This is a genomic window from Psychrobacter fulvigenes (assembly GCF_904846155.1).
Lineage (GTDB): Bacteria > Pseudomonadota > Gammaproteobacteria > Pseudomonadales > Moraxellaceae > Psychrobacter > Psychrobacter fulvigenes.
Window position 1 is genome coordinate 830221 of sequence record NZ_CAJGZP010000001.1, and the last position, 23392, is coordinate 853612.

At 44.6% G+C, this 23392-nt stretch carries 21 protein-coding genes and 1 pseudogene; 13 read left to right on the plus strand and 9 right to left on the minus strand.

Annotated features, from left to right (window positions below; all coding sequences use genetic code 11):
* Nucleotides 1–65 precede the first annotated feature (65 nt).
* Both copM and JMX03_RS03660 read left to right on the plus strand, forming a co-directional pair.
* Nucleotides 66–809, plus strand: a complete 744-nt coding sequence (copM, locus tag JMX03_RS03655; RefSeq protein WP_201594543.1) for a CopM family metallochaperone — start codon at nt 66–68, stop codon at nt 807–809.
* A 361-nt stretch (nt 810–1170) separates the two neighbouring features.
* Complete coding sequence (locus JMX03_RS03660) at nt 1171–2466, plus strand: iron-containing alcohol dehydrogenase (protein ID WP_201594545.1); 1296 nt, start codon at nt 1171–1173, stop codon at nt 2464–2466.
* 206 nt (nt 2467–2672) lie between these two features.
* Here JMX03_RS03660 and JMX03_RS03665 read toward each other — a convergent pair whose 3' ends face one another.
* The 5 genes from JMX03_RS03665 to JMX03_RS03685 form a co-directional block, all read right to left on the minus strand.
* The gene (locus tag JMX03_RS03665; protein ID WP_227695259.1) at nt 2673–3866 is read right to left on the minus strand and encodes a low temperature requirement protein A; all 1194 of its coding nucleotides are present in this window, start codon (nt 3864–3866) and stop codon (nt 2673–2675) included.
* Nucleotides 3867–4059: 193 nt separating this feature from the next.
* Nucleotides 4060–4677: a YceI family protein gene (locus tag JMX03_RS03670; RefSeq protein WP_201594547.1), complete on the minus strand. Its 618-nt coding sequence runs from the start codon at nt 4675–4677 to the stop codon at nt 4060–4062.
* Between the two features lie 254 nt (nt 4678–4931).
* On the minus strand, nt 4932–5735 hold the full coding sequence (locus tag JMX03_RS03675) for an SDR family NAD(P)-dependent oxidoreductase (RefSeq protein WP_201594549.1): 804 nt from the start codon (nt 5733–5735) through the stop codon (nt 4932–4934).
* A complete protein-coding gene (locus tag JMX03_RS03680; protein ID WP_201594551.1) occupies nt 5735–6841 on the minus strand; it encodes an MBL fold metallo-hydrolase in 1107 nt (368 codons plus the stop codon). Before JMX03_RS03680 ends, JMX03_RS03675 begins: the two co-directional genes overlap by 1 nt.
* 401 nt (nt 6842–7242) lie before the next feature.
* Nucleotides 7243–8151, minus strand: a complete 909-nt coding sequence (locus tag JMX03_RS03685; protein WP_201594553.1) for a LysR family transcriptional regulator — start codon at nt 8149–8151, stop codon at nt 7243–7245.
* A gap of 200 nt (nt 8152–8351) precedes the next feature.
* Between JMX03_RS03685 and JMX03_RS03690 the strand changes: the two genes are divergently transcribed.
* The 3 genes from JMX03_RS03690 (at nt 8352) to JMX03_RS03700 (ending at nt 10107) form a co-directional block, all read left to right on the plus strand.
* Nucleotides 8352–8750: a DoxX family protein gene (locus tag JMX03_RS03690; protein ID WP_201594555.1), complete on the plus strand. Its 399-nt coding sequence runs from the start codon at nt 8352–8354 to the stop codon at nt 8748–8750.
* A gap of 48 nt (nt 8751–8798) precedes the next feature.
* Nucleotides 8799–9353: an NADPH-dependent FMN reductase gene (locus tag JMX03_RS03695; RefSeq protein ID WP_201594557.1), complete on the plus strand. Its 555-nt coding sequence runs from the start codon at nt 8799–8801 to the stop codon at nt 9351–9353.
* A gap of 70 nt (nt 9354–9423) precedes the next feature.
* Nucleotides 9424–10107, plus strand: coding sequence for a YoaK family protein (locus JMX03_RS03700; protein ID WP_201597776.1), 684 nt, complete (start codon nt 9424–9426; stop codon nt 10105–10107).
* A gap of 95 nt (nt 10108–10202) precedes the next feature.
* Here JMX03_RS03700 and JMX03_RS03705 read toward each other — a convergent pair whose 3' ends face one another.
* Nucleotides 10203–10538, minus strand: a complete 336-nt coding sequence (locus tag JMX03_RS03705) for a GNAT family N-acetyltransferase (protein ID WP_201594559.1) — start codon at nt 10536–10538, stop codon at nt 10203–10205.
* Between the two features lie 285 nt (nt 10539–10823).
* Between JMX03_RS03705 and JMX03_RS03710 the strand changes: the two genes are divergently transcribed.
* The 3 genes from JMX03_RS03710 to JMX03_RS03720 all read left to right on the plus strand — a co-directional run bounded on the left by JMX03_RS03710 (nt 10824) and on the right by JMX03_RS03720 (nt 13423).
* Complete coding sequence (locus JMX03_RS03710; RefSeq protein WP_201594561.1) at nt 10824–11531, plus strand: pirin family protein; 708 nt, start codon at nt 10824–10826, stop codon at nt 11529–11531.
* Nucleotides 11532–11692: 161 nt separating this feature from the next.
* A complete protein-coding gene (locus JMX03_RS03715) occupies nt 11693–12631 on the plus strand; it encodes a pirin family protein (RefSeq protein ID WP_201594563.1) in 939 nt (312 codons plus the stop codon).
* 183 nt (nt 12632–12814) lie between these two features.
* Nucleotides 12815–13423: a nitroreductase family protein gene (locus JMX03_RS03720; RefSeq protein WP_201594565.1), complete on the plus strand. Its 609-nt coding sequence runs from the start codon at nt 12815–12817 to the stop codon at nt 13421–13423.
* 125 nt (nt 13424–13548) lie between these two features.
* Here the strand turns inward: JMX03_RS03720 and JMX03_RS03725 are convergent, their stop codons facing one another.
* The 3 genes from JMX03_RS03725 to JMX03_RS03735 form a co-directional block, all read right to left on the minus strand.
* Entirely contained in the window at nt 13549–14619 is a 1071-nt protein-coding gene (locus tag JMX03_RS03725; protein WP_201594567.1) for a helix-turn-helix transcriptional regulator, read from the minus strand.
* Nucleotides 14620–14777: 158 nt separating this feature from the next.
* On the minus strand, nt 14778–15266 hold the full coding sequence (locus tag JMX03_RS03730; protein ID WP_201594569.1) for a hemerythrin domain-containing protein: 489 nt from the start codon (nt 15264–15266) through the stop codon (nt 14778–14780).
* A gap of 63 nt (nt 15267–15329) precedes the next feature.
* Nucleotides 15330–16259, minus strand: a complete 930-nt coding sequence (locus tag JMX03_RS03735) for a LysR family transcriptional regulator (RefSeq protein ID WP_201594571.1) — start codon at nt 16257–16259, stop codon at nt 15330–15332.
* Between the two features lie 269 nt (nt 16260–16528).
* Between JMX03_RS03735 and JMX03_RS03740 the strand changes: the two genes are divergently transcribed.
* From JMX03_RS03740 to JMX03_RS03760, 5 genes and pseudogenes are all read left to right on the plus strand, one after another.
* Nucleotides 16529–16918 (plus strand): RidA family protein, encoded by a 390-nt coding sequence (locus tag JMX03_RS03740; RefSeq protein WP_201594573.1) that lies wholly within the window; start codon nt 16529–16531, stop codon nt 16916–16918.
* A gap of 154 nt (nt 16919–17072) precedes the next feature.
* On the plus strand, nt 17073–18536 hold the full coding sequence (locus JMX03_RS03745) for an aldehyde dehydrogenase family protein (protein WP_201594575.1): 1464 nt from the start codon (nt 17073–17075) through the stop codon (nt 18534–18536).
* 187 nt (nt 18537–18723) lie between these two features.
* Entirely contained in the window at nt 18724–19713 is a 990-nt protein-coding gene (locus JMX03_RS03750) for a membrane dipeptidase (protein ID WP_201594577.1), read from the plus strand.
* Between the two features lie 398 nt (nt 19714–20111).
* Nucleotides 20112–21478 (plus strand): annotated as a pseudogene (locus JMX03_RS03755) (BCCT family transporter).
* Nucleotides 21479–21631: 153 nt separating this feature from the next.
* Complete coding sequence (locus JMX03_RS03760) at nt 21632–23389, plus strand: hypothetical protein (RefSeq protein ID WP_265090446.1); 1758 nt, start codon at nt 21632–21634, stop codon at nt 23387–23389.
* Nucleotides 23390–23392 lie beyond the last annotated feature (3 nt).

Here is a 23392-nt window from a genome sequence, read left to right on the forward strand (position 1 = left end):
TTACGGTTAAACATAATAACTGAATTTAGTAACTAACTCTATTAATTAAAAATTAAGGATGTACCATGAAAACCCTAAAAAATTCATGTCTCGTCGTTCTTACTGTCAGCATCAGTGCGGCACTCATGCTTAGCGCTTGTCAGTCTGCCAACGATGCAGTTGAGACCACCGATGCAAGTACAACAACAGCCACTACAACCGAAAACGTGGCAGCAGCGGATAATGCTGCTACAGATGCGCATGCCAGTCATGATATGACAAGTGGGTCGATGACAGCCATGCATAAAGAGTACAATGACTCCATGACGGTGATGCATGATGAGATGATGGTTGGCATGGGATACAATGATCCTGATGCTGCCTTTGCTCAAGGCATGCTCGGTCATCACATCGGTGCCGTCGACATGGCAGAGATTCAGCTAAAGTATGGCACTGATGCCGAGATGCGTCAGCTCGCACAAGAAATCATAGATGCGCAAAAAGCTGAGATTGAGCAGATGCAGACTTGGCTTGCCAGCAACCCTGATGCTGCTGAACCAACGGCTGATACTGCAGCCATGCAACAAGCTTATGCTGACGGCATGGATGCAATGCATGATGATATGATGGCTGGTATCGCTGATCCTAACCCTGATATGGCATTTGCTCGCGGTATGTTGCCACATCACGTTGGGGCGATCGATATGGCAGAAGTACAGCTTAAATACGGTAAAGATGCAGAAATGCGTAAATTGGCAGAAGAAGTTATCGCTGCACAGAAAGCTGAAATTGAGCAAATGCAAAACTGGATTGCCACTCATAGTAGTTAATTACTTAGTGGTTAATTACTGAATGATTATTTTTAATCTTTCTTCTTAGAAGGTTTGGCATTGTTAGAAAGTATAAAGCAGCACTCTAAATTTTAGAGGGCTGCTTTTTTATGGTCATCATAAAATGGCTATTTTATGAGAACACATCAGTCATTAGTAATAGCGACATACCAAAAACTTTAATGGCACAATAAGACTATATCAGTAGCCAATGCTTTTATCTGCCGAAACGCTTGTCAGCGCTTGCTTCACACAGTCGCTATTATTTTACTATGGTTTTTTAATATTTTTGACAGCTCTGGTAGATAGGCCATAAGACTGTTTTTATTGCCCTAAAAAGCCTCATCAAAAAGGATTTTCTATGCTCATAAATAACCCGACCAGTATTGCTAAATTAATGAACAATGACACTTTGCATCATGCAGGCTACTTAGCCGTTGCTAAGACTCGTGCAAAGGTACTCAAGGTGTTCTCACTTGTCATTCCTATGCCGCGACCTTTGTTATTCGTCGGCGAAAATGCTTGTGATGAGCTGTGTGACATGATCATCAATGAAGGCGCTAGCAATGTATTCATCGTCACTGATGCGGTACTAAACAAGCTGGGCGTCCCCTCAAAAGTGACCGACTACTTAGATAAAAATAATATTCGCTATCACGTTTATGATGGCATTACTCCAGACCCTACTTTTGAAGTGGTCAATGATGGGCTGAGTGAATCTGTCAATGCAGGCTGTGATGCAGTACTCGCGATTGGTGGCGGCTCGGTGATTGATGCCGCCAAAATGATTGCGATGGCTCAAGGCAATAAGTGTCAGCCGAAGCAGCTTATCGGACTGTTTAAAGCCAGAAAGCCGTCTGTGCCTTTATATTGTATTCCTACCACAGCAGGCACAGGATCAGAAGCAACGATTGGCGCTGTGGTATCAGATGATAAAACCCATCAAAAAGAAATCGCTATCGATCCCAAGATGGTGTCACTGGCAGCGGCCATTGATCCAAACATCATGAAAGGCATGCCTGCCCACATTACAGCCGATACGGGTATCGACGTGCTCACCCATGCGCTAGAGGCATGGATGAGCGTAAACGCTGGTGCTGAGACAGATTATTACGCTGCCTCTGCTGCCAAAGCGGTGATGCAATATCTACCGACTGCCTACAAGAATGGTGATGATCTTAAAGCAAGACAAGAGATGGGCGTGGCGGCGCACTATGGTGGCATTGCTTTTAACAAAGCGGGTCTTGGCTATGTCCACGCCATCGCGCACCAGTTAGGCGCACATTATAGTATTCCTCATGGTCGTGCCAATGCCATTGTGTTGCCTTATATCCTTGATCTAAACCGCAAATCAAGTGAAAAGAGACTGGCAACTTTGGCAAAAAAGATTGGTCTTGTGAAAACGGGGCAAGCGGGTAGTAGTGATGGTGAGTTAGCAGACCATCTGATCGCGCAAGTGCGAGAGCTGCTAGAGACAGTAGGCATTGATCCGACGGTTAAAGGCATGCAAGAAAGCGACTTTGACAGCATCGCAAAAGCCGCCGCCAAAGAAGTCAGCGATACCTACGCCGTTCCGACCTATATGCAAGCATCAAAAATCAAAGACATCTTGATGAAGATTAAGACCGCCAGTGATGAGCGTGCTGATAAAAGCTAAAGATGGCTTTTCGTGACTGGTTTTTAAATGAAGTGCATATGACCGCTAAGGTGGTATGCGCTTTTTTTTGTTTTATGCAGTCGATCTACTATAAAATAAACACAGTGCTACGGGGATGAATTTTTTGCAGCCTCTGGAGTGACGAAGTCGCACAGCAAGCAAGGAAAATTTATACCCGTAGCATGCCCTAATAGGCTAAGTGCTTTTTATGCCAACCAGTGCTTATTGTCTTGAGTAAAATAACCAATCATCACCACAGGGGCTAGGATGCTCAGCCAAACGCCATAGGTAATCGGCAAGCCCAGTACGACAGCGATATAACTAAAGCCAATGAGTGCGGCTGCGATGGTCATAGCAAGGATATTATGGCTGGACTTGCGGCAAATCAGCGAGCGCAGGGCGGTTAAGGTGAGCAAAAACGCGAGCAACATCGCCATCAGCAAGCCCATTGCGTAGGGCTGCAAGACCGCTTGCTTAGCAACGTCAGTATCAACGGCGTCGGCAACCAAGTTAAGCGCACTGCCGAGGCCTGCTAGCGATGCGAACACAAAAAAGTGTCCATAGCCAAATAAAAACAAATCATGGCGGCGGCGTTGATTGGCCAAGATAGTATCAAAAGGAATGGTGAAATATAGCCACCATAAGGCAAACAACAAAGCTACTAAGCTTGAGCCTAGCAAGATAATGGCGTTGGCTGGATAGATGGAGTTGACCATAAAGTGATGAATAGTATTACTCACACCCAGTACACCCTCACCCAGTACAATAATGGTCAACAGACCATAACGCTCAGCGATATGCTGAGGGTGCCAGTTATTAAATTGCTCTGTGCGTGCCCACAGCGGCATCAATAGCTCAGCGGAAATAAATAAAAATAAGGCAGGAGTCTGTAGGGAAGTTGGTAAAAATAACCAACTTATCCATATAGCCTGCAAGGTCAATAGCCCGAAAATACTGCGTTTAGCGATCTTTTGATGCCCTGGCACCTGCCGATATACTCGCCACCATTGACTGCAGCTGGCCAGACGCATAATAGCGTAACCCGTCACCCCAACCCATGTCAGCCCTTGTTCAAAAAACTGATTGATATTGGCCGCTATCATCAGGGAGCCAAACATCTGCATCATGACCGACAGACGATAATACCAGTCGTCAGGATCATAGCCTGAGGCAAACCAAGTAAAGCTGGTCCACGCATTCCACAAAATAAAAAATGCCACGATAAAGGTCAAAAAACCTGAAAAATCATGCTCACTTAAGCGCTGATGAAAGCCGCTTGCCGCTGCAGAGACCGCAATGACATAGACCAAATCAAACAATAGCTCAAGTGTGGTTGAGGTGCGGTTTGGCTCGTACGTATCTCGCGCTTGGATTTTTTTGACGGTAGGCAGAGCAATCATGTGGTGTTTTCCGGCAGGCTTTAATAAAGATCAGATGACTAGATAGTTTAAAGTACAGGGTATTTTAAAACATAGGGCAGCAAACAAAAAGGTCAAGAAAACAAAAAGCGCCACTTTTAAGTAGCGCTTTTTGCGTCAGTTAGATAGGGTACCTCTAACTTATAACTTAGTTTTTCAGGACCAACAGATACCGTTATTTACTGTCGTCTTTTACACTGGCTTCTACCTGAATGACCAGTTTGACGTCTTTCATGATACCGCCATCTGTAAAGGTATCGATACCCCACTTAGTTCTGTCGATAGTGGTTTCGAAGTCACCACCACAAGCCTCAGTACCGAGTACAGGGCTGTCGTAGCAGCCGAACTTGGTGGCTGTTAAAGTGACAGGATGAGTTTCATCAAGTAGGGTCAAGTCACCTTTGACAGATTTGACTTTATCGCCGTCAAACTGCCATTCAGTTGACTTGAAGTAAGCGGTTGGATACTTTTCGACATTAAAAAAGTCAGCAGATCTGAGGTGTTTATCAAAGGTTTTAATCCCTGTGCTCAAGCTGCCCATAGGAATGGTGATGCCTATAAAGCCTTTTTTATCTTCAGGAGCGTATTCAAGAGTCCCTGATAAATTATAAAAACCGCCTGCGTTGGTAGAGGTGCCAAAGTGATCTACCGTAAAGCGTGCGGCTGTATGATGAGGATCAATCTCATAGGTAGCAGCGTGACCTACAGCACTCAGCATACCCAATCCGCTAATAGCGGCAATAGCGATGGCGCGATTTGTTTTTTTAAGAAAAGCGTTTTTTGATAGAGCCATGGTAAATAATCCTTATACAGTAATTAAAAAGTGCAGTAAGTAAAAAGTACAGTGAATGAACAATCGAATCAAATTGTTAAGCATGTCTTATACAACAAGCCACTTAGTTTAGCAAATACTCACCCTATTTGATGCCAGATTATATCAAGAAATGTGTGTTTCCGTTATCTTTTGGTTACTGTAGCCAATCTTAAGCTTTAGTCAACATAGCTTGTTTTCTCGTGGCTTACTTTTATGCCTTACTTTCTCATGCTTTATTTTTTCATAGACAGGGCTACCGCAGTATTGCCTATCCAGTTCACCCATTTGACTGGGAAAAAGCGCAATTGTAGCCTGATTAAATTTGCCATTACTCCAGGTACGACCAAAAACTCGCGGTTTTCTACGCCTTTTAGCATGGATTTGACGGCTTCCTCAATCTTTAGCTCACCGGCCAGTTTTTTCATGCCGACCCCCGCTTTGGACATCACTCCGACTTCAGATTGGGTGAGTGGCGTGTCTATCGGTGGCGGCGCAAAGACGGTGATATCAATACCCAATGGTTTCCATTCAAAACTTATCGACTGCATCATGCCCCAGATGGCAAACTTCGACGCACTATAAGAGCTGTAGCCATAGCTACCAGTAAACGAAGACATGGAAGCGGTCACCATTACCTGTTTGCCACGTGACAAAAACGGTCGCACGGCCGCCAGTACATTGCGCGTCCCAAATAAGTTGATGTTCATCACCCGCTCAAACTGCTCTTGACTCATGTCATCAAATGTCCAAGGCACTGTAATTCCAACGAAGTGCATCAAGATATCTGGCGATAAGTCGCTTGCAGCCGCAGCGATTTGCTTGGTGGTCTTACCAGCATCGGTCACGTCCAAATCATAGCTGGCAATCGACGCATCGTGTTTATTCATGGCTTGTAGGGTCGATACGACCTCATCAAGCGCTTGTACATCAAACAGCACAAGGTTAGAGCCTTGTTTGATAAGCTGCTTGGCGGTCTCAAGCCCAATACCTGAGGCGGCACCCGTGATATAAACGGTCTTTTTAGAAAAATACCCCATTAGCCACCTACCTTTTGTGCTGAGCCTGTTTGTAATGAACCAAACTTGGCTTCTCCGATTAAGTGGCTGACTTTGTGACCAGGAATCAGCCAATAAGGCGTGGCTTCACTGCTCGACGCGCAATTGGGGAAATCAGGGTTGCTTGAGGGGCCAGCGATGGTTTTTTCAACGACCATAGAGATATATTGGTCATTACTGCCTTCGAGAGTATTGCCATTTAAGATGACCTCCATACCTGTCTCTTTAGCATAACGACGGATGGCGTTAACTTTTGAGTTCATCGGCGCATAAGCATCTGCGCCTACGCCATTCTCAGAAGTCACTCTGATGCCGTCTGGTACGCGCGCAACTAAGGAGTGATTGCCCTCGGTATGACCTGGGGTATGTACCAGCGCCAACCCTTCACCTAACTGGATGCTGCCAGTAAACTTAATCACTTTATCAGGATCAACACCTTCGATACCGTTGGGGCAGTACCAGTCTGCTTGTACTGGCAATAACGAAGTTGTACTGAGCCATTCTTGCTCGTGAATGAGCAGCTTGGCATTGGGGAAGTAGGCGGGCTTGTCTGTCGTAGCAGTGCTGGTACCGAGCCAGCGGCGTATGTCTTGGGTGTGCAAATGATCATAGCTAATATAGTCAATGTCTTCTGGCGTCAGTCCTGCTTTGGCAATGGCTTCAGTCACATCTTGCATGACGGGGGCGACCACGCTCTCAAGCGGCGACCAGTTTGGCATTTTGTCCGTCAAACGCTTAAAAAATGGCGTCTCACGGTCAGCATCAATGTCAGAGGGAGAGAATAGCAACGTCTTTAATTCGCCCAAAAAATCATGATACTGAATGATAAAGAGACGATTTAGAATGTGTAAGTAGGGAAATTTATAGGTGCTTTGGGTATAAACCCCGCTGTAAGCGTACCACGTTGGGTAGGGCACTCTGACCATATTGGCGCTTTGATAAAACGGCACACACGGCTCATTCATAAAGCGCTCTCTGAATGTCTCGGCTTGCGTGCGTGCTGCCTTTAGACGCTTTTGGGGTAACGGGCTTTGACGAATGTCATCAAACTCATGAATGGCTTTCATGCCTAGTGCTTGCAAATCCATAATGCATTTCCTTATGATTGATGGAGGTTTTTAGAGAGTTTTAGGGCGTGTCCTCATTTTGAAAATGATGATAAAAATGAGATAAATTGAAGTCAAACAAGGAAAATAACGCAGATAATATCGGGATACTAGCCAGTTATTTGACGCCGTTTGGCAAAATTTAGCCATTTTTAGTCCATTTAGATGCAATCGTTCAGATTGAGGACACGCCCTAGTTGTTGCCTTAATGGTTGCCTTGCTGATTGCCTTAATGCTCGATTGATAGGCTACTTGACAGATGAATGAGGTCATCTAACTATCAGCGTAAATAGGGCTTAAACGATAGTAGCAATATTGTTTTAAGCTTGGTAGTCGCTTTAGAGTACTCTTTAGTTTTTTAAAAACAGTATTCTAAAAAAGGCCTAATCAAGCTGATCCCAGTAGGGATTATCACCAAAACGCTCAGCAATAAAATCAATCAGATAGCGGCAGCGCTGCGATAAAAAACGATTTTTTGGATAGACGGCATAAGCGTTTAAGGTGGGCAGTTGATACTGCTCAAGTATGGGTACCAGCTCACCACGTGCTATCTCTTGATAAGCTATGAAAGTCGGTATAAAGATAATGCCATGGCCTTTGACCGCCATATCGACTAAGAACTCGCCATTGGTGGCTTTGATTTTGGCGTTTATCGTGTGGTTATGCTTTTTTCCTTGGTCATCTATCAATTCTAGATTGCTTGTCTTGCTAAGACCATACTGCAAAAACTCATGTTCCTCTAACTCTGCCAGTGTGCTCGGTGTGCCATTCTTACTTAGGTACTCAGGGCTGGCACAGAGCGCGTAACGAATCAGCGCTAAGCGTTTGGCTTGATAGCTCAAGTCTTGCAGCTCTCTGATACGAATGGCCAGCTCATAACCTTCTTCTACCAAGTCAACGTGCCGATCGGAGAAGTCCAGCTCAAAGTTCAAGTGCGGATGCAAAAGGGCATACTCATCAATCACTTCACCGAGGTGCATCAGACCGAACGACAGCGGTGCCGTCATCTTCAGCGTGCCTTCGATACGAGTGGGGGTGCCGCTGGTTTGTTCATTTAACTCATCTACGTCATTCAAGATGCTGTTTGCCCGCTGATAGTATTGCTCACCCGCTTCGGTTAAGTTGGATTGACGGGTGGTACGGTTGATTAATTGACTGCCCAAGCGTGTTTCCAAATCCTTTAGCCGCCTGCTCACGGCAGATTTGGCGATATTGAGTTGCTCAGCGGCTTTGGTAATGCTACCTGCATCGACAATACGTACAAACATTGCCATGTCTTCTAATTGCCCCATATTGGCTGCTCCTTTGCTGATTTTTACGATTGCTTTTTATACTGACCTGCCGATATCACTGCTGCGGTATAGCTGACTCATTGTTGCTTATAATAGAACTATTAATTGTAATTATTGCTGTTTATTGAAGCACAGTCAACGAATATAATAGCGCCATAATTTGATTGCCCGCTTATTCAAACCTTTTTTGGAGAATACTTATGAACAAGTTACAAGCGCTTAGTGCCCTAGTTGGTCGTGTGTTTCTATCACTGATTTTTATTGTGTCAGGGCTTAATAAGATTGGTGGCTACGCTGCGACCCAAGGTTATATGGAAGCCATGGGCGTACCAGGATTTATGCTACCTTTAGTCATTGTGCTTGAGTTGTTTGGTGGTATCGCTATTCTTATCGGCTTTAAGGCGCGGTTGGTTGCATTGCTATTTGTTGGCTTCAATATCGTATCTGCTATTTTATTCCATAACTTTTTGGCAGATGCTTCAGAGATGAATAACTTTATGAAAAACATTGCAATGGCAGGTGGGTTTTTACTGATATTTGCTCATGGCGCAGGGGCTTATGCCATAGATAATCGCAATACGTCAAAAATATCGTCATAATGACGCTTGATTAACGCCTGAATACATCCTCACTAACAAGGAGTGACTATGACCGCATCAACGAATATTGCCCTAATCATCGGTAGTTTGCGCAAAGCGTCGATCAATCGCAAATTTGCAGAGCACATCGTGTCACAAATACCGAATAGCATCAGGGTATCAGAGGTCAATATCGCAGATTTGCCGCTTTATAATCAAGACTACGATGATACGACGATCGACAGTTATGAGCGTGTACGTGCGCAACTAAAAGCGGCTGATGCGGTACTGATTGTCACACCAGAGCACAATCGTACCATGCCAGCCGCCCTAAAAAACGTGGTCGATATCGCTTCTAGGCCTTTTAAAGAGAGTGTGTGGACGGGCAAAAAAGTAGCGTTAGTGACGGCATCACCGGGCAGTTTCGGCGGCATTAATAGCGGGCTTGATGTGCGTAAAAGTATGCAAATGCTCTCTGCGCAAATGATAATTAACCCTGAGATAAATCTAAGCCGAGCGACTGAAAGCTTGGATGAACAGGGTGTCAGCAGTGAGAGAACGCAAAAATACTTGCAAAGATTTGTCGATGAATTGGTAGAGTTTGTGGGAAACACAGGTGCCTAATTCTAATAGCTCCGTACAACAGCACAACTCTGAACAGAGTAATAATCCAAATGACAGTCAGTCAACGCAGTTGAGCTTTTGGCAGCGTTATCAGACGCCTGTGTTGCTGACGGTCGTTGGCGGTGCCATTGATACCATTGGTTTTATCACTTTATTTGGTTTCTTTACCGCGCATGTCACGGGTAACTTGGTGATGGCGGGTAGTGGGCTGGTTAAAGGGGAGGACGGTCTGTGGATTAAGCTTGCTGCCTTACCGCTGTTTATCTTGACCGTCATGGTGACCAAGGTATTCATCGACAAAAGTAAAAAGCAGCACTTGATACTGAGCCATCTGTTCTTAGCTGAAGCGGTATTTTTGACGGCCTTTATGGTCGTGGGCTTATACTTTCAACCCTTTATTGATGCTGGAGATATCACCGTGGCCATCACTGGTGGCCTAGGTTTGATTGCGCTGGCGATTCGTAATACGGCCAGTAAAACGGTGATTAAACACATGAGCCCGACGGTGCTGATGACCGGTAATACCACGCAATTGGGGATTAATCTTACCGATTACTTGGTCAATCGCAGCGCCAAAAACGCCAATGATCTGGGACATAGCTCGGCCTTGGTATTGAGTTTTTTGATAGGCGCACTGGTGGGTGCTTTGCTATATATTAAGCTCAGCTTTTGGGCGGTCGGGGTGTTTGTGCTGCCCGTATTGTATTTATCTTTTAAAGCACGCGACAAAGCCTTTTTAGAACACATTGCTTAAGGCTTTGCGATACTAAAATATTTTGCTCATTATAAAAATAGAACCGCCACGCTTGTATTAAGCTTGGCGGTTTTTTAATGCTCTAAAAATATCAGTTAAGCCTTTGCGTTATGAGCCACAGAGATATCCTGATATTCAGGATGCTTATCGATATAAGATTTGACATAAGGGCACGTGGGTTTGACGACCAGACCCTTAGCGGCAGCGTCATCCAAGATATGCTTGACCAAGTAGCCGGCAATACCTTGTCCACCAAGCTCTTTTGGTACTTCGGTATGCTTATATTCGATACCTTTTTTGCCTTCTGAGCTGGTAAAAAACTCGTAATCTTCGAGCGCGATTTGCTCACCAATATGAATCTCAAAACGTTGTTTGTCGGTATTATTGATGACGTCATAGTTTAGTGGCTGTTTGTTTGTATCATTTGACATGGCTTGTCTTCCTTGTTGTTAAGTGTCTTATTATTCATTGACTTGTTGATTGGCTCATTGATTGTACGAGTGATCACACTTTATAAGCGCTGTTTTAATGAGCACCAGTCATGTTAGCAGCTAATGCTAATCGCCGTGTTATAACAATATTACGCTATCTTTATTCCTTCATTGTTCTTATTATAAGAATGGTTAATTGCTATTTACCGTATTTATCTGCTTTTGAACAACAATTATAATGGTTCCATTGTTTTAGACAACCCGATTAAAAATTAAGGACACATTATGCAAACGATTTATCATGCAGCAGACTCTCGTGGCAACGCCGATCACGGCTGGTTAAAAAGCCGTCATACCTTTAGCTTTGCCAACTACCACAACCCACAGCGCATGGGCTTTGGCGCATTACGAGTGATTAATGATGACTTTGTCACGGCAGGCCAAGGCTTTGGTAAGCACTCACATCGTGACATGGAAATTATCAGCATTCCTTTATTAGGTAAGCTGGCGCACGGTGATAGCATCGGTAATGAAGGGGTTATCGAGACTGGCGAGATTCAAGTCATGTCTGCGGGTACAGGTATTATCCATAGTGAGATGAATGGTGATAACGAAGAAGCGGTTAAGTTTTTACAAATTTGGGTCATGCCAAACAAAATGAACGTAGAGCCACGCTATCAGCAGATACGCATGGATGACCTCATGCAGCCAAATACGTTCAATCAAGTATTGTCACCAAACGCTGATGATGCGGGTGTGTGGATTCATCAAAACGCTTGGTTTAGCATGGGTGATTTTGATAAAGGTTTGACCGAGACTTATCAGCTAAAAGATCCTAACAACGGTGTCTATATATTTGTCATCAGCGGTAAAGTCGTTGTAAACGGTAACACTTTAGATACTCGTGATGGGCTTGGTGTTTGGGATACTAAGAACTTTACCATGGATGTAGAAGAAGATGCTAAAGTGCTACTAATGGAAGTACCTATGTAGGTTTATGTGGTAGGTTTATGTGAATTTTAGTAGCAAACTCTAGCATTAAGTCTTAGGGCTAGCTTAGGTTGGGTCAAACGCCCAGCCTTGTATCTTGACTAGATGCTAAAACATATCATTAAAAAATACAGTAATAAAAAACAAGTAAGGAGAGCTGAATAATGAGTATCGAAATCCTAGAACCACGGTTAGCAGATGTTGGTGGTATTCCTATCGCGCGTCTTTTACCGAATAAAGGCAAAAAGCCAATTGGTGCTTGGTGCTTTTTGGATCATGCAGGCCCTGCTGAGTTTGGTGAAGATGAGTCAGGCATGCAAGTTGGCCGTCATCCGCATACTAACTTGCAAACCTTTAGTTGGATGTTGAATGGCGAAGTGCTGCACAAAGACAGCTTTGGTAATGAGCAAGTCATTACCAAAAACCAAGTCAACGTCATGACCGCTGGTACAGGACTCAATCAAGGCATCAGTCATACTGAACAAAGCGTCTTTCCAGATACTGGTGGCTCACCAGATTCCGCACGGGCACTGAGCATGGTGCAGTTGTGGATTGCGCTACCGACGGATCAGCAGATCGAACGCGGTTTCCATCATTATCCAGAGTTGCCAACTTGGACGGAAGATAGCGTCGAAATGATATTGACGACGGGAAGCTATACCAGCGTCTCAGGCGAGCGTTATGAAGCACCGACGATACAGTACTCGAAGATGGTCGGAATCGATGTGTATTTCCTGCAAGACGGTGAGGTCACGCTCAACCTAGAGCCAGGGTTTGAATACGGTATCTTGGTCACAGAAGGCGAGATCGAGTCTGAAGGCAAAGTCTGTCCGCAAGATCAGCTACTACGCTTCCATGATAGCGATGTTGCTAATAATGAAAGCATCAAGCTGGTCGCCAAGAAGGGCACCCGTGTGATGTTTATCGGCGGCGAGCCATTGAATAACCAAGTGCTGCTGTGGTGGAACTTTGTTGCTGATAACAAAGAAGAGATTGAGCAATCTATCATCGACTGGAACAATGGTCATGAGCGCTTTGGTGAAGTTGATTCTGATATGAAACGTCTAGAAGCACCAGCATTGCCTGAAGGTTTTAAAGGCTAGGTGTTTAATATGGCTTTTATAATTGTTTTAATTATTAAGTTTCATTACAAAAAAAGAATACGGGTTCTATCCATTTATTCTTATACTAAAGCAGATTAAAGGGTATGGTTACTTGAGGCAACTCATTCAACCTACCTCCTTATTTTTACTTATTTACATTCATTCATATTTTGGAGAAAGTCTATGTCAGATTTACAAACACTACAACAACTTGCTGAGAAGCGTCGTTCTATTTATGCTTTGAGCGATCAATTACCCGTATCAAATGACGAGATTGTAAAGTTGATTGAGCATGCAGTATTGCATACCCCATCAGCGTTTAATTCACAATCATCGCGTTTGGTGGTCCTGTTTGGTGAAGAACATAATAAACTGTGGGACATCACTGAAGAAACATTAAAGGTTATCGTTGGCGATGACGAGAAGTTTCAAGGTACTAAAGATAAAATCGCAGGCTTTAGAGCGGGAGCGGGTACGGTATTATTCTTTGAGGACAAAGGTGTCGTTAGAAACATGCAAGAAGCCGCGCCTTTATATGCTGACAAATTCCCAATTTGGGCGCATCAAACCAGCGCTATGCATCAGTATGTGATTTGGACAGCATTGGCGAGCATTAATGTCGGCGCAAACTTGCAGCATTATAACCCTGTGATCGATCAGAGAGTCGCTGAAGCATGGAATATCGATAGCGATTGGGAGCTGAACGCACAGATGGTATTCGGTGCTATTGAGCAGCCAGCAGGCGACAAAGAGTTTAAGCCTATCGAAGAACGCATGGAAGTGTTTGGTTAGTCCTTTAGCTTGTGTCAATACCGTATAAAGTACGGTATTGATGACAATCAATGTGCCGCAGTAATATGAGCGATACCCCGTAAGTTGGATACAGCTTATGGGTTTTTTTATAGGTAATTGTCGTTCTATTTACGATCTATAAGATTGTTTTGATAGGTTTTTGGTGTTATTCCAAACCAAGTTTTAAAAACTCTGAAAAACTGACTATGGGATTTGTAGCCTAGTAAGTATGCGACATCGGTGGTTGATAAGTTTTTTTCAGTCAAATACAGTTTGGCCAGTCGCTTCCTAGTTTCTTCTAGAACCTCTTGAAACGAGGTACCTTCTTCATCGAGCCTTCTTTGCAAAGTACTGACGCTGATGTTCATCGACTCTGCGACATGAATACGAGTTGGAGGGATCATACCTATCACTGTCTCAATGACTATCTGACAGCGCTGTTTGTAACTAAACCCAGAAAACTGAGTGGATAGCATGTTAAATAAGGGATTAATAAAAAACTTTCTACCAAGTTCCTCTTCAGATTTTATCAATAAACCAGTCGCGTTTTTATAATGATTGTTACACTTTAAATCATAGATCAAGCTTGTTCTATCAGCAGGTTCGGCAGGTACACCAAAGATGGATTGGTAATACTCCAACTCGTATGTGCTATTACGCTGCGCCACAGTTATTTTTTTCAAAACATTAGGGCAAAAAGTTTCTACGATTCTATAAACCAACACCATAACGCCATCAATTTGATGTTTATTCATCAAGCTTGGATCATTAGGAACAAAATCAAATCGAAGCAAGCCTTTCTCTGGAATAATTTTGAGATTAATAGACTCCGTTATTAGAAAGAAAAAACGCAGTACGAGTCGACTGACTAATAAAAAGGGCAGTTCATTATTTGTATGGGTGAAAGGTCTGACACAGTCGCTAATAGCTTTATAAAAAGGCAATGATTCAATATTAACCAATGAATGTAGTTTTAAGCCCAAGTAATTATCTTGTAATACACTACATAGATAGTCGACTTCCTCAATAATAATAGGAATAGGGATTCTGTCGCCCCTATAGTTGTCAACTGTTGAAAAACACTCTGAGATTTTGGGGATATCTTCTTCACGGTTTTGATCTAATAAGTATAACGCCACTGCCTCTCTGACAGCCAGAACCATACTTCTATGAGCACTATATCCAGCTTTTATCATTCCATTTTCAACTCAATTACGATCAGCCATTACTTGTCTTGGTTTAAGTCCAAACCACAGACCTTAACCTCTCAAACGGTTAGTTTAAATAACTTTAGCTGTCTATGATAGCCCCAATCTTATTCTAAAAAGTACTGTTCTAAGCGCCATTCTTTATCTTAACGCTCCTCATCCATGCGCTTAATACTGTCTGGACTGGCAGCATAAATAGCATCTAACTCCTCTTCTGTTAAATAGCGCTCAACGATAGGAAAAAGCTCGCGTTCTTCGAATCGTATGTGATCGTATAGCAAAGTGCCAAGCTCTTTGACTTCAACGACCGTCACCTCACTATTTTTACTATCTTTGGCTGCTGTTGATGTTTTGATTTTCGCCATGAACTCATATAGTGACTTATGCTGCTTCTCAAGCGTTTCAAGGACTGAGGCTATCTCTGACTGAGTCTCTTTATAAGGGAGTAGCGCATTGGCAATCAGAGTATCTTCAATATGGAAGTGTTCATGCATGTCGCTGAGATAAGCGGTTAGGGAGCTCCAGTGCTTCGTAATGGCTGTATGATCATCAGGACACTCTTTGGCGTGACGAGCGATGTTTAGGCCAAGGTGATGTTGGCGTGATAAGGGCTGTAATTGATTGGCACGTTTCATGGGTAGATACCTCGCTGTGTGGATAAAAATGACGATAGCTGTTCACAAACTATAGCAGTATTTTTATAGCAAATAGTGATCCTGAACATAGGCAATACATAACTCATAAAAGGCTTGCGCTGGCGGTGAGATAGTTTTATTCGCCAACTTAAAGATACCAATTTGCCTGTCCAAAGCTGGCTCAAGTAGGTCAATCCAAACCAGCTCTGGCTCATTAGCAGGGAAGGCCAGCTTGGGCAAAGTCGTGATACCAAGGTCATTGCGCAGTAGTGAAAATAAGGATGTGATGTTTTCGACCGTGTAGCGCGCATTGCGATTGAGCACTTCTGCAGGCGTGTTTTCAAGCAAGCGGCAAGTACCATTATAAATAAAAGGCTGCGCGACCAGCTGTGGCCATTTAAGCCCTTTTTTTCGTTGGCTGTTTGTCTGACTGTTTGTCCGACTGTTTGGCTGGTTTTTTAATTGGTTTAAAGAATTACTTTTTAAGTAAACCACACCGATTGGGTCTGATAGTAGCAGGGTGAAATCTATATCTGCCTGATCCATACTGGTACAGTTGCCCAGTGCTAAATCCACCTCTCCTGTCAGCAGCCGATTGGCTACTCCGACAGCGTTATCATCTATCAATACAATCTCAATATCTGGGTATTTCTTGGAGTATTCGACCAGTACACTGGGCAACAGCTTGGTCACCAATGAGGGCACACTGGCAATCCTTATTTTACCCTTGCCACCTGCTGCCGCTGCCTTTAGGTCCTCTTCTAATGCTCGATAGCTATTGAGGAACTGTTCAATCTTTGGTAAACAGGTTTCGCCAAAAGGGGTCAGTGTGGCTTTATTACCACTTTCAAACAAACGCTGACCGAGTGTTTTTTCCAGCTCTTTGATAGACGCTGACAACGCTGCTTGCGTGCGATGGGCATGGTGAGCGGCGGCACGAAAACCGCCTTCTTCTACCACCAATAAAAAATGCCGTAATTGCTGTAGTTTCATGATTGTCTCACCTGTCTGTGATTGCTTGTCTATGCTGTCTCATTTTTAATTTTGAAAACTTCTCTGGTATTTATTATTTGTTACTTATCAAGTGCTTAAGAATTGACCTAAGCATTCGGCACTCAAAAATAATGATAGATTTAATCTATCATATCTAAAGTTTAATTAGTTAGATTTATCACTGGTAATTGCGTAGGATAAAGCACATACCAAATGAACAGGCTAAAACAAAGATTTGGTGCCACCAGTTATTGAAAGGATAAGACAGTATGGCGACTCCCTCAACCAAGCAAGCGGTTAACACCTCACTTTATGCCTCTAAGTCACCGTTAGAGTGGGCGATTACTCATAACGGTACGTTGTATACCGCACAGATTCCTATCGATGAAAATGGTGAAGTGGTCGCAGGTGGTATCGAAGCGCAAACTCGGCAAACGCTAGACAACCTTAAGCACACACTAGAATGTGCGGGTATTGGAATGGATGCGGTATTGCAGGTCCTTATTTATGTGACCGATCGCGAGTATCTAAAAACCGTTAACCAAGTGTATGCTGAATATTTCACCGCACCTTATCCAAACAGAGCGGCTCTAGTGATATCAGGACTTGCTCGTGAAGAGATGCTGGTAGAGCTGGTCGTTTATGCCGCTGTGCCTTAAGCTTTGAAAGTCGGTGAACACTAAGTTTTTAATTCAATATGAGCTGTTGTAGGCTGTGGCTTTAGCCCAGCTTAAGACTTTGTACAATAACAATGCTGGGCTAAAGCCACAGCCTACGCCTCAAACTTTTAACCACTTCATTAAGGATTCTATTATGTCAACTCAAGCCCTCAAACAAGACCCAACTAAATCAATCTATATCAATGGTGAATGGCAAGCGGGCGTCGATACGATTGCCAATATCAACCCATCAGATACCAGTGAAGTCGTTGGTGAGTTCGCACAAGCCAGTCAGGAGCAAGTCAAAGATGCTATCGCTGCTGCGCGTCAGGCCCAGCCAAAGTGGGAAGCGACGCCACTCGAGAAGAGACAGTCTATTCTGCAAGCGATCGGCGATGAAATGATTGCCCGCTGTGATGAGTTGGGTACATTGCTCTCACGTGAAGAAGGCAAACCATTTGCGGAAGGTCGCGGTGAGATTTATCGCGCGGGTCAATTTTTTCATTACTACGCTGCCGAAGTGTTACGCCAAATCGGTGATACGGCAGATTCAGTTCGTCCTGGGGTCAAAGTGGAAGTCACTCGTGAAGCCGTCGGTGTGGTCGCAATTATCTCGCCTTGGAACTTCCCAACCGCGACAGCCGTATGGAAAATCGCGCCCGCTTTAGCCTTTGGTAACAGTGTTATCTGGAAGCCTGCGAACTTAACGCCTGCCAGTGCGGTGGCGTTAGCTGAGATCATTCATCGTCAAGGCATGCCAGAGGGTACGTTTAACCTCCTATTAGGCGGCGGCTCTAGCGTAGGTGATGCGCTTATCAATTCAAAAGATATCGATGCAGTCAGTTTTACAGGTTCTGTCGCCACAGGTCGCAAAGTCGCTGCTGCTACCGCTCCGAACTTCATCCGTTGCCAGCTTGAGATGGGCAGTAAAAACGCTTTGGTCATCGCTGATGATGCTGATTTGCAACTTGCCATTGATATGGCGGTTTCTGGTGTTTTTGGTGGTTCAGGCCAGAAGTGTACCGCTTCTTCTCGTCTCATCGTCATGGACAGTATCCATGATGCCTTCGTCGAAGGTGTGGTCGCAAAAATGAAGACGCTAAAGGTCGGTCATGCGCTTGAAGACGGCATCTTTATGGGGCCTGTGGTTGATGACAAGCAGCTGGCGTCAAATATGGACTGGGTCGAAAAAGCCAAGCAATCTGGAGCCAATTTAGCTTTTGGTGGTGAGCGTTTGGAGATGGCGCATGATGGCTATTATATGGCGCCGACCTTGTTTACTGAGACCGATAATAGCTGGGATGTCAACCAAGAAGAAGTGTTTGCCCCGCTTGCTTGTGTCTTGCGTGTCAATAGCTTGGAAGAGGCGATCGCGATGACCAATGATACACGCTTTGGTCTGACTGGCGGCATTATTACTCAGAGTTTGCGTAGCAGTGCGATGTTTAAAGAGCAAGTACAAGCGGGCTGTGTCATGGTGAACTTAGCAACTGCTGGTACCGATTATCATGTGCCGTTTGGTGGCCGTAAAGAATCGAGCTTTGGCCCGCGTGAGCAAGGTCAGTATGCCAAAGAGTTTTATACCATCGTCAAAACCGCTTATCAAAAAGCGTATTAGTCTATAACGGATAGTAAAGGTGATTTTGCGTAGGGTGGGTTAGTTTTTCAAACTCTTGCAAAGAGTGCCGACAAAACGTAACCCGCCACTTTAAATATAAATTGTCAAATATCGGCGGGTTACGCTACCGCTAATCCACCCTACGACAGAGTTCAGTCGAAAAACGAGTCATAAGAAGGATAACAAGATGTACCAAGATCATATCGTCATTGACGGATTACAGTATAGCCATTGGGATCGCGACTACTTCAAAATGCTAAGAGATAGTGGTATCAATGCGGTACATGCCACCTTGGTCTATCACGAAGATGCGCGTCAGACCATGACCCGCTTCGCTGAATGGCACGCGCGCTTTGAGCAAAATAGCGATTTGATTTTGCCTGTGTATTCGACCAGTGATATCAAAACGGCAAAAGAGCAGGGCAAAGTCGGTATCTTTTTTGGCGCGCAAAACTGCTCACCAATTGATGACGAAATCGGCCTGATTAGTGTCATGCGCCGCTTGGGTCTACTGATTATGCAGCTGACGTATAACAACCAAAGCTTACTAGCGACCGGCTGTTATGAGCAGAACGATAGCGGCGTTACGCGCTTTGGTCAGCAAGCCATCGCTGAGATGAATCGCGTTGGGATGATTATCGATATGTCGCACAGTGCTGAGCAGTCTACGCTTGAAGCGATAGAAGTCTCCTCACGTCCGATATGTATCAGCCATGCCAACCCGACCACGGCGCATGATGCCTTGCGTAATAAATCGGATACGGTCATCAGCGCCTTAACCAAAGCGGGCGGGCTATTAGGCTTTAGTTTATATCCGTTCCATTTGCCCAATGGTAGTGACTGCACGCTTGATGATTTTTGCAGCATGATTGCTAATTGCGCTGATAAATACGGCGTCGAGCATTTAGCCATTGGCAGTGATTTGTGTCTCAACCAGCCGCAAGCGGTACTTGAGTGGATGCGCAATGGACGTTGGTCAAAAGCGATGGATTATGGTGAAGGTAATGCCAGTAATTCAGGTTGGCCGGATACTTTGCCGTGGTTCGCTGGCAAGGACGGTATGGAAAACATCTATAACGGTCTGCTCAAGCATGGCTTTAATGAAAGTGATGCTGGAAAGATCATCGGTCAGAACTGGTTTGATTTTTTGGAGCAAGGCTTGAAGCCTTTGGCTTAAATATTAAGACTCTAAAGCTCATTTTTGAAGGCTCGTTTTTCAGAGGTTCGTTGTTCAAATATGAGCTTTGCAAGCTATCACTCGAAAGCGCTATAAGACGAACGACGTTTTATAGCGTTAAACCTCCTTTCAGATAGAAAGGTAATGAGATTACTTAGATATATCCAAATAATATAACGCCTGATTTAAAACGTAACGTTAGCATATGGAGCCGCATCATGGCCGATTTAAAGGGATTTAACAACGATGAGCAAGGACGCTCAGCTGCCGCCAATATAGCAGCAGATAGCGCGCATCATGTATCGCCCCCTATACAGACAGAGACCGAAACCGATACTTTAGGGCTCAAAAACCCAGCGTTTTGGTACAGTGGTGGTTTTATTGTTGCTTTTGTTCTGATGGCTATCTTTGCAGAAGAGCGCTTGGCAAAAATAGTGGAAGTGGGTTTTGCTTGGTCGGTCAATATCTTTGGTCCTTTTTGGCAAATACTGCTCCTAGCGACCTTTGTGATTGCGTTAGCCGTTGGCGCTGGTCGTACTGGACGTGTCATTTTAGGCAACTTACCTGTGCCTGAGATGGATAGCTTTAAATGGATGGCTATCTTGTTTTGTACGCTACTTGCTGGCGGCGGGGTATTTTGGGCAGCTTGACCGCTATTGTGGTGATGCATTTGCACTACGACAAAGGCTTGCCGCTGAAACCGCGTACCCTGCTTTATCCTATGTTTGGCGAGCGCGTGCTCACAGGTCAGACGGGCGCGATCATCGATGCTTGTTGTATCGTCGCGGTTGCTGCTGGCACGATCGGCCCTATCGGCTTTTTGGGTTTACAAACCAGCTATGCACTCAATGCTTTGTTTGGTATTCCTGATACCTTCACTACCCAGCTGATTATTATCATCTTCGCTATTGTACTTTATACCATTTCAGCGATTAGTGGGCTGGCTCGTGGTATGCAGCTCCTTAGCCGCTTTAACGTCATATTGGCCTTTGCGCTGATGGTCTTTATTTTAATCTTTGGACCAACCAATTTTATTGTCAACGGCTATATTCAAGGTATCGGCACCATGGTTGATAGCTTTATCCCGATGGCAACTTTTCGCGGTGATGAAGGCTGGCTCAGTTGGTGGACGGTGTTCTTTTGGGGTTGGTTCTTGGGTTATGGCCCGATGATGGCTATCTTTATTGCCCGTATTTCACGTGGTCGTACCATTCGAGAGCTTATTACCACCGTTTGTATCATTGCGCCACTGGTCACCTGCTTTTGGTTCACCATCGTTGGTGGTTCGGGGCTTGCGTTTGAGATTGCCAATCCCGGTAGTGTCAGTAGCGCTTTTGAAGGCTTTAACTTGCCAGGCGCGCTATTAGCGGTCACGCAGCAATTGCCGTTTCCATTGATTACCTCGATACTGTTCTTGATTTTGACCACCGTCTTTATCGTAACTACTGGTGACTCGATGACTTATACCATCAGTGTCGTCATTAGTGGCGAGCGTGAGCCGAACGCTATGATTCGTACTTTCTGGGGCATCATGATGGGGGTTACCGCTATCGTGTTAATCTCGCTTGGTTCGGGCGGTGTGACGGCGTTGCAATCGTTTATCGTGATTACCGCTGTTCCCGTTTCTTTTGTATTGCTGCCGTCGCTATGGAATGGGCCGCAGATCGCCCAGCAAATGGCACGTGATCAAGACTTATATCGTCCGAATCGAGTTGAGACAAATTATAAAATCACTCAAGAAAAAATCTTGAAAGGGGAAGAGTGAGATGATGACGCACTGCCTGTCAAAAGAGAGGACAAGTAGTGCGTCACAAAAAGCCAGTAACTAAATTATTGATTGAAGTCGTAAAATGGCCATCACGGGTTAAAAGTAATCACCAAGTTGCTGGCTTAATATATTATCTAAGGTGGTGAGATTATGAACATGTTTTATGCAGCAGATGAAAGCATTGACGTAGCGAAGCAGACTCTACTCAGCGCTAATTTAAGATCGCCAGATATAGTCATGAATGCTGAAAGACTGGGCGCCATGCACCAGACGCGCATCAGCTTTGTGCGTACTTTATTACGTAAAATTGATAGAGAAAAATGGACGCTGAGCACGCATCTTTGGGATTTGGATGACAATGGTTATGGACAAGTCATTTATCGCCTGCAAACACCAGAGCACAAGTATCATCTGGTGGTATTCTGTAATGAGCTGGCGGATGACGAGCGTAATGATCGGGTGATAGCACAAAAGTGGGATGTCACCTTTGGTCTCGTTTTTGGGGAGATTGGTCAGGAGCTGCTCGATAATCTCAAAGCCAATGTGCCGCTACAAGAAGCAAGTCGCAACTCCAATATGGTGATGGTGTTGGCACGTGCGAACAAAAGCGTGCGCGTCTTTGATCATATTGTCAGTGCGCTCGCTGAAGGCAAGCAGCCAGACCTTGAGGTACTCGCGCAAGTCGGATATATCCTGCGTACCACAGCAGTCTATGGCAATGGCAAATTTGGTATTTATGACTTTAAGCCCTTAGATCATAGCGAAGACTTTAATCAGTCGTTTCGAGCGCAGATGTGTGCAGTTTATTTACTGCGCGAGTTTAGTCTTGATTGGGTTGATTTTTTGGCCAAGAAAAAGGGCGGTAGCAAAGCGGTCGCGCTGCATCCAGAGATTAAGCGTTATCTCGGTATCGGTAATGCCACGGGTCTGGGTATGGCGCCGTATCTTATCAATCATCCTTGTGTCGTCGATCAGTGGCTCACCACTCGTGAAGAAGCCGTGCAAGCGACTTTGGTCTGTGATATTGAAGCGGAAAAAGCGGCGTACTTTTCCAGCTTACTTGCGCGCGCCATTCAGCACTTTACCGAAATCGTTACCATCAATGAGCAGCAAGCAACATTAAACGCGACCGTCGTTACAGAGTTGACCTCATTACAAAGTACCTTGATGACGACGATTGAAGATTACACGACATGGGCAGAGTTCCTGCAAGCTCATGATCATTTAAGTTTGGAGAGCCAAGAAGTCATCATCTCTTGCTTGATGGAGCTGTATCCTGAACGTGTGGATGCGTTTCAAGAAAAAGTCAACGCCGATGAAAACTTAACCCTACCGAAAGGCAAGGTGATTCAAGATTTGCTTGACGTCTTAGAGGCGCGCTATCAATGGGCAATTACTATTGATTTTAATGAACCTGAAAATAGCTATTGGTTTTGGTATCGATCGGTGGATAAAGAAGAGCCACGTATGGGTGTGCGCGGACAAGAGCCTGGCGACGATCGAGAGCTGGCATTGGACATCGCACGGCAAGCAAAAAATCTGTACTTGGCATTACAGCAAGCTGATCCACAGCAGCTGATATCTGAGTTTATGTTAAGCAAACCTAAGTACCGCTCTATCGCTCGGCGTGTATGGACCATGGGTCACAAAAAAATGGGTGATATCCAGATGAACGTCTTGCATAAGACCGCATTACCCATGCATCTGCTACGGTGTAAGCTATCGATGTTTGGCGCGACCAAGTTCGATCCCAGATCTGATCGCTGGGTGCGAATCACTTTGTTCCAAGGGGCGCCTTTATTTAGCGAGGTGCATAGTGATGAATGGCTGTTTCCTTTACTGCCCAATTTGTCAAAAAAAGCTTCGTCAAAAGAAGTTTCGTCAATAAAAGAGTCATCTACACAATAGGGA

Coding starts and splice junctions, on each gene's coding strand:
- JMX03_RS03730 (WP_201594569.1), bottom strand. CDS start 15,266: ATGAAACGTGCCAATCAATTACAGCCCTTATCACGCCAACATCACCTT.
- JMX03_RS03675 (WP_201594549.1), bottom strand. CDS start 5,735: ATGGGGTATTTTTCTAAAAAGACCGTTTATATCACGGGTGCCGCCTCA.
- JMX03_RS03720 (WP_201594565.1), top strand. CDS start 12,815: ATGTCAGATTTACAAACACTACAACAACTTGCTGAGAAGCGTCGTTCT.
- JMX03_RS03685 (WP_201594553.1), bottom strand. CDS start 8,151: ATGGGGCAATTAGAAGACATGGCAATGTTTGTACGTATTGTCGATGCA.
- JMX03_RS03690 (WP_201594555.1), top strand. CDS start 8,352: ATGAACAAGTTACAAGCGCTTAGTGCCCTAGTTGGTCGTGTGTTTCTA.
- copM (WP_201594543.1), top strand. CDS start 66: ATGAAAACCCTAAAAAATTCATGTCTCGTCGTTCTTACTGTCAGCATC.
- JMX03_RS03665 (WP_227695259.1), bottom strand. CDS start 3,866: ATGATTGCTCTGCCTACCGTCAAAAAAATCCAAGCGCGAGATACGTAC.
- JMX03_RS03695 (WP_201594557.1), top strand. CDS start 8,799: ATGACCGCATCAACGAATATTGCCCTAATCATCGGTAGTTTGCGCAAA.
- JMX03_RS03760 (WP_265090446.1), top strand. CDS start 21,632: ATGAACATGTTTTATGCAGCAGATGAAAGCATTGACGTAGCGAAGCAG.
- JMX03_RS03725 (WP_201594567.1), bottom strand. CDS start 14,619: ATGATAAAAGCTGGATATAGTGCTCATAGAAGTATGGTTCTGGCTGTC.
- JMX03_RS03710 (WP_201594561.1), top strand. CDS start 10,824: ATGCAAACGATTTATCATGCAGCAGACTCTCGTGGCAACGCCGATCAC.
- JMX03_RS03740 (WP_201594573.1), top strand. CDS start 16,529: ATGGCGACTCCCTCAACCAAGCAAGCGGTTAACACCTCACTTTATGCC.
- JMX03_RS03660 (WP_201594545.1), top strand. CDS start 1,171: ATGCTCATAAATAACCCGACCAGTATTGCTAAATTAATGAACAATGAC.
- JMX03_RS03750 (WP_201594577.1), top strand. CDS start 18,724: ATGTACCAAGATCATATCGTCATTGACGGATTACAGTATAGCCATTGG.
- JMX03_RS03680 (WP_201594551.1), bottom strand. CDS start 6,841: ATGGATTTGCAAGCACTAGGCATGAAAGCCATTCATGAGTTTGATGAC.
- JMX03_RS03715 (WP_201594563.1), top strand. CDS start 11,693: ATGAGTATCGAAATCCTAGAACCACGGTTAGCAGATGTTGGTGGTATT.
- JMX03_RS03705 (WP_201594559.1), bottom strand. CDS start 10,538: ATGTCAAATGATACAAACAAACAGCCACTAAACTATGACGTCATCAAT.
- JMX03_RS03735 (WP_201594571.1), bottom strand. CDS start 16,259: ATGAAACTACAGCAATTACGGCATTTTTTATTGGTGGTAGAAGAAGGC.
- JMX03_RS03670 (WP_201594547.1), bottom strand. CDS start 4,677: ATGGCTCTATCAAAAAACGCTTTTCTTAAAAAAACAAATCGCGCCATC.
- JMX03_RS03745 (WP_201594575.1), top strand. CDS start 17,073: ATGTCAACTCAAGCCCTCAAACAAGACCCAACTAAATCAATCTATATC.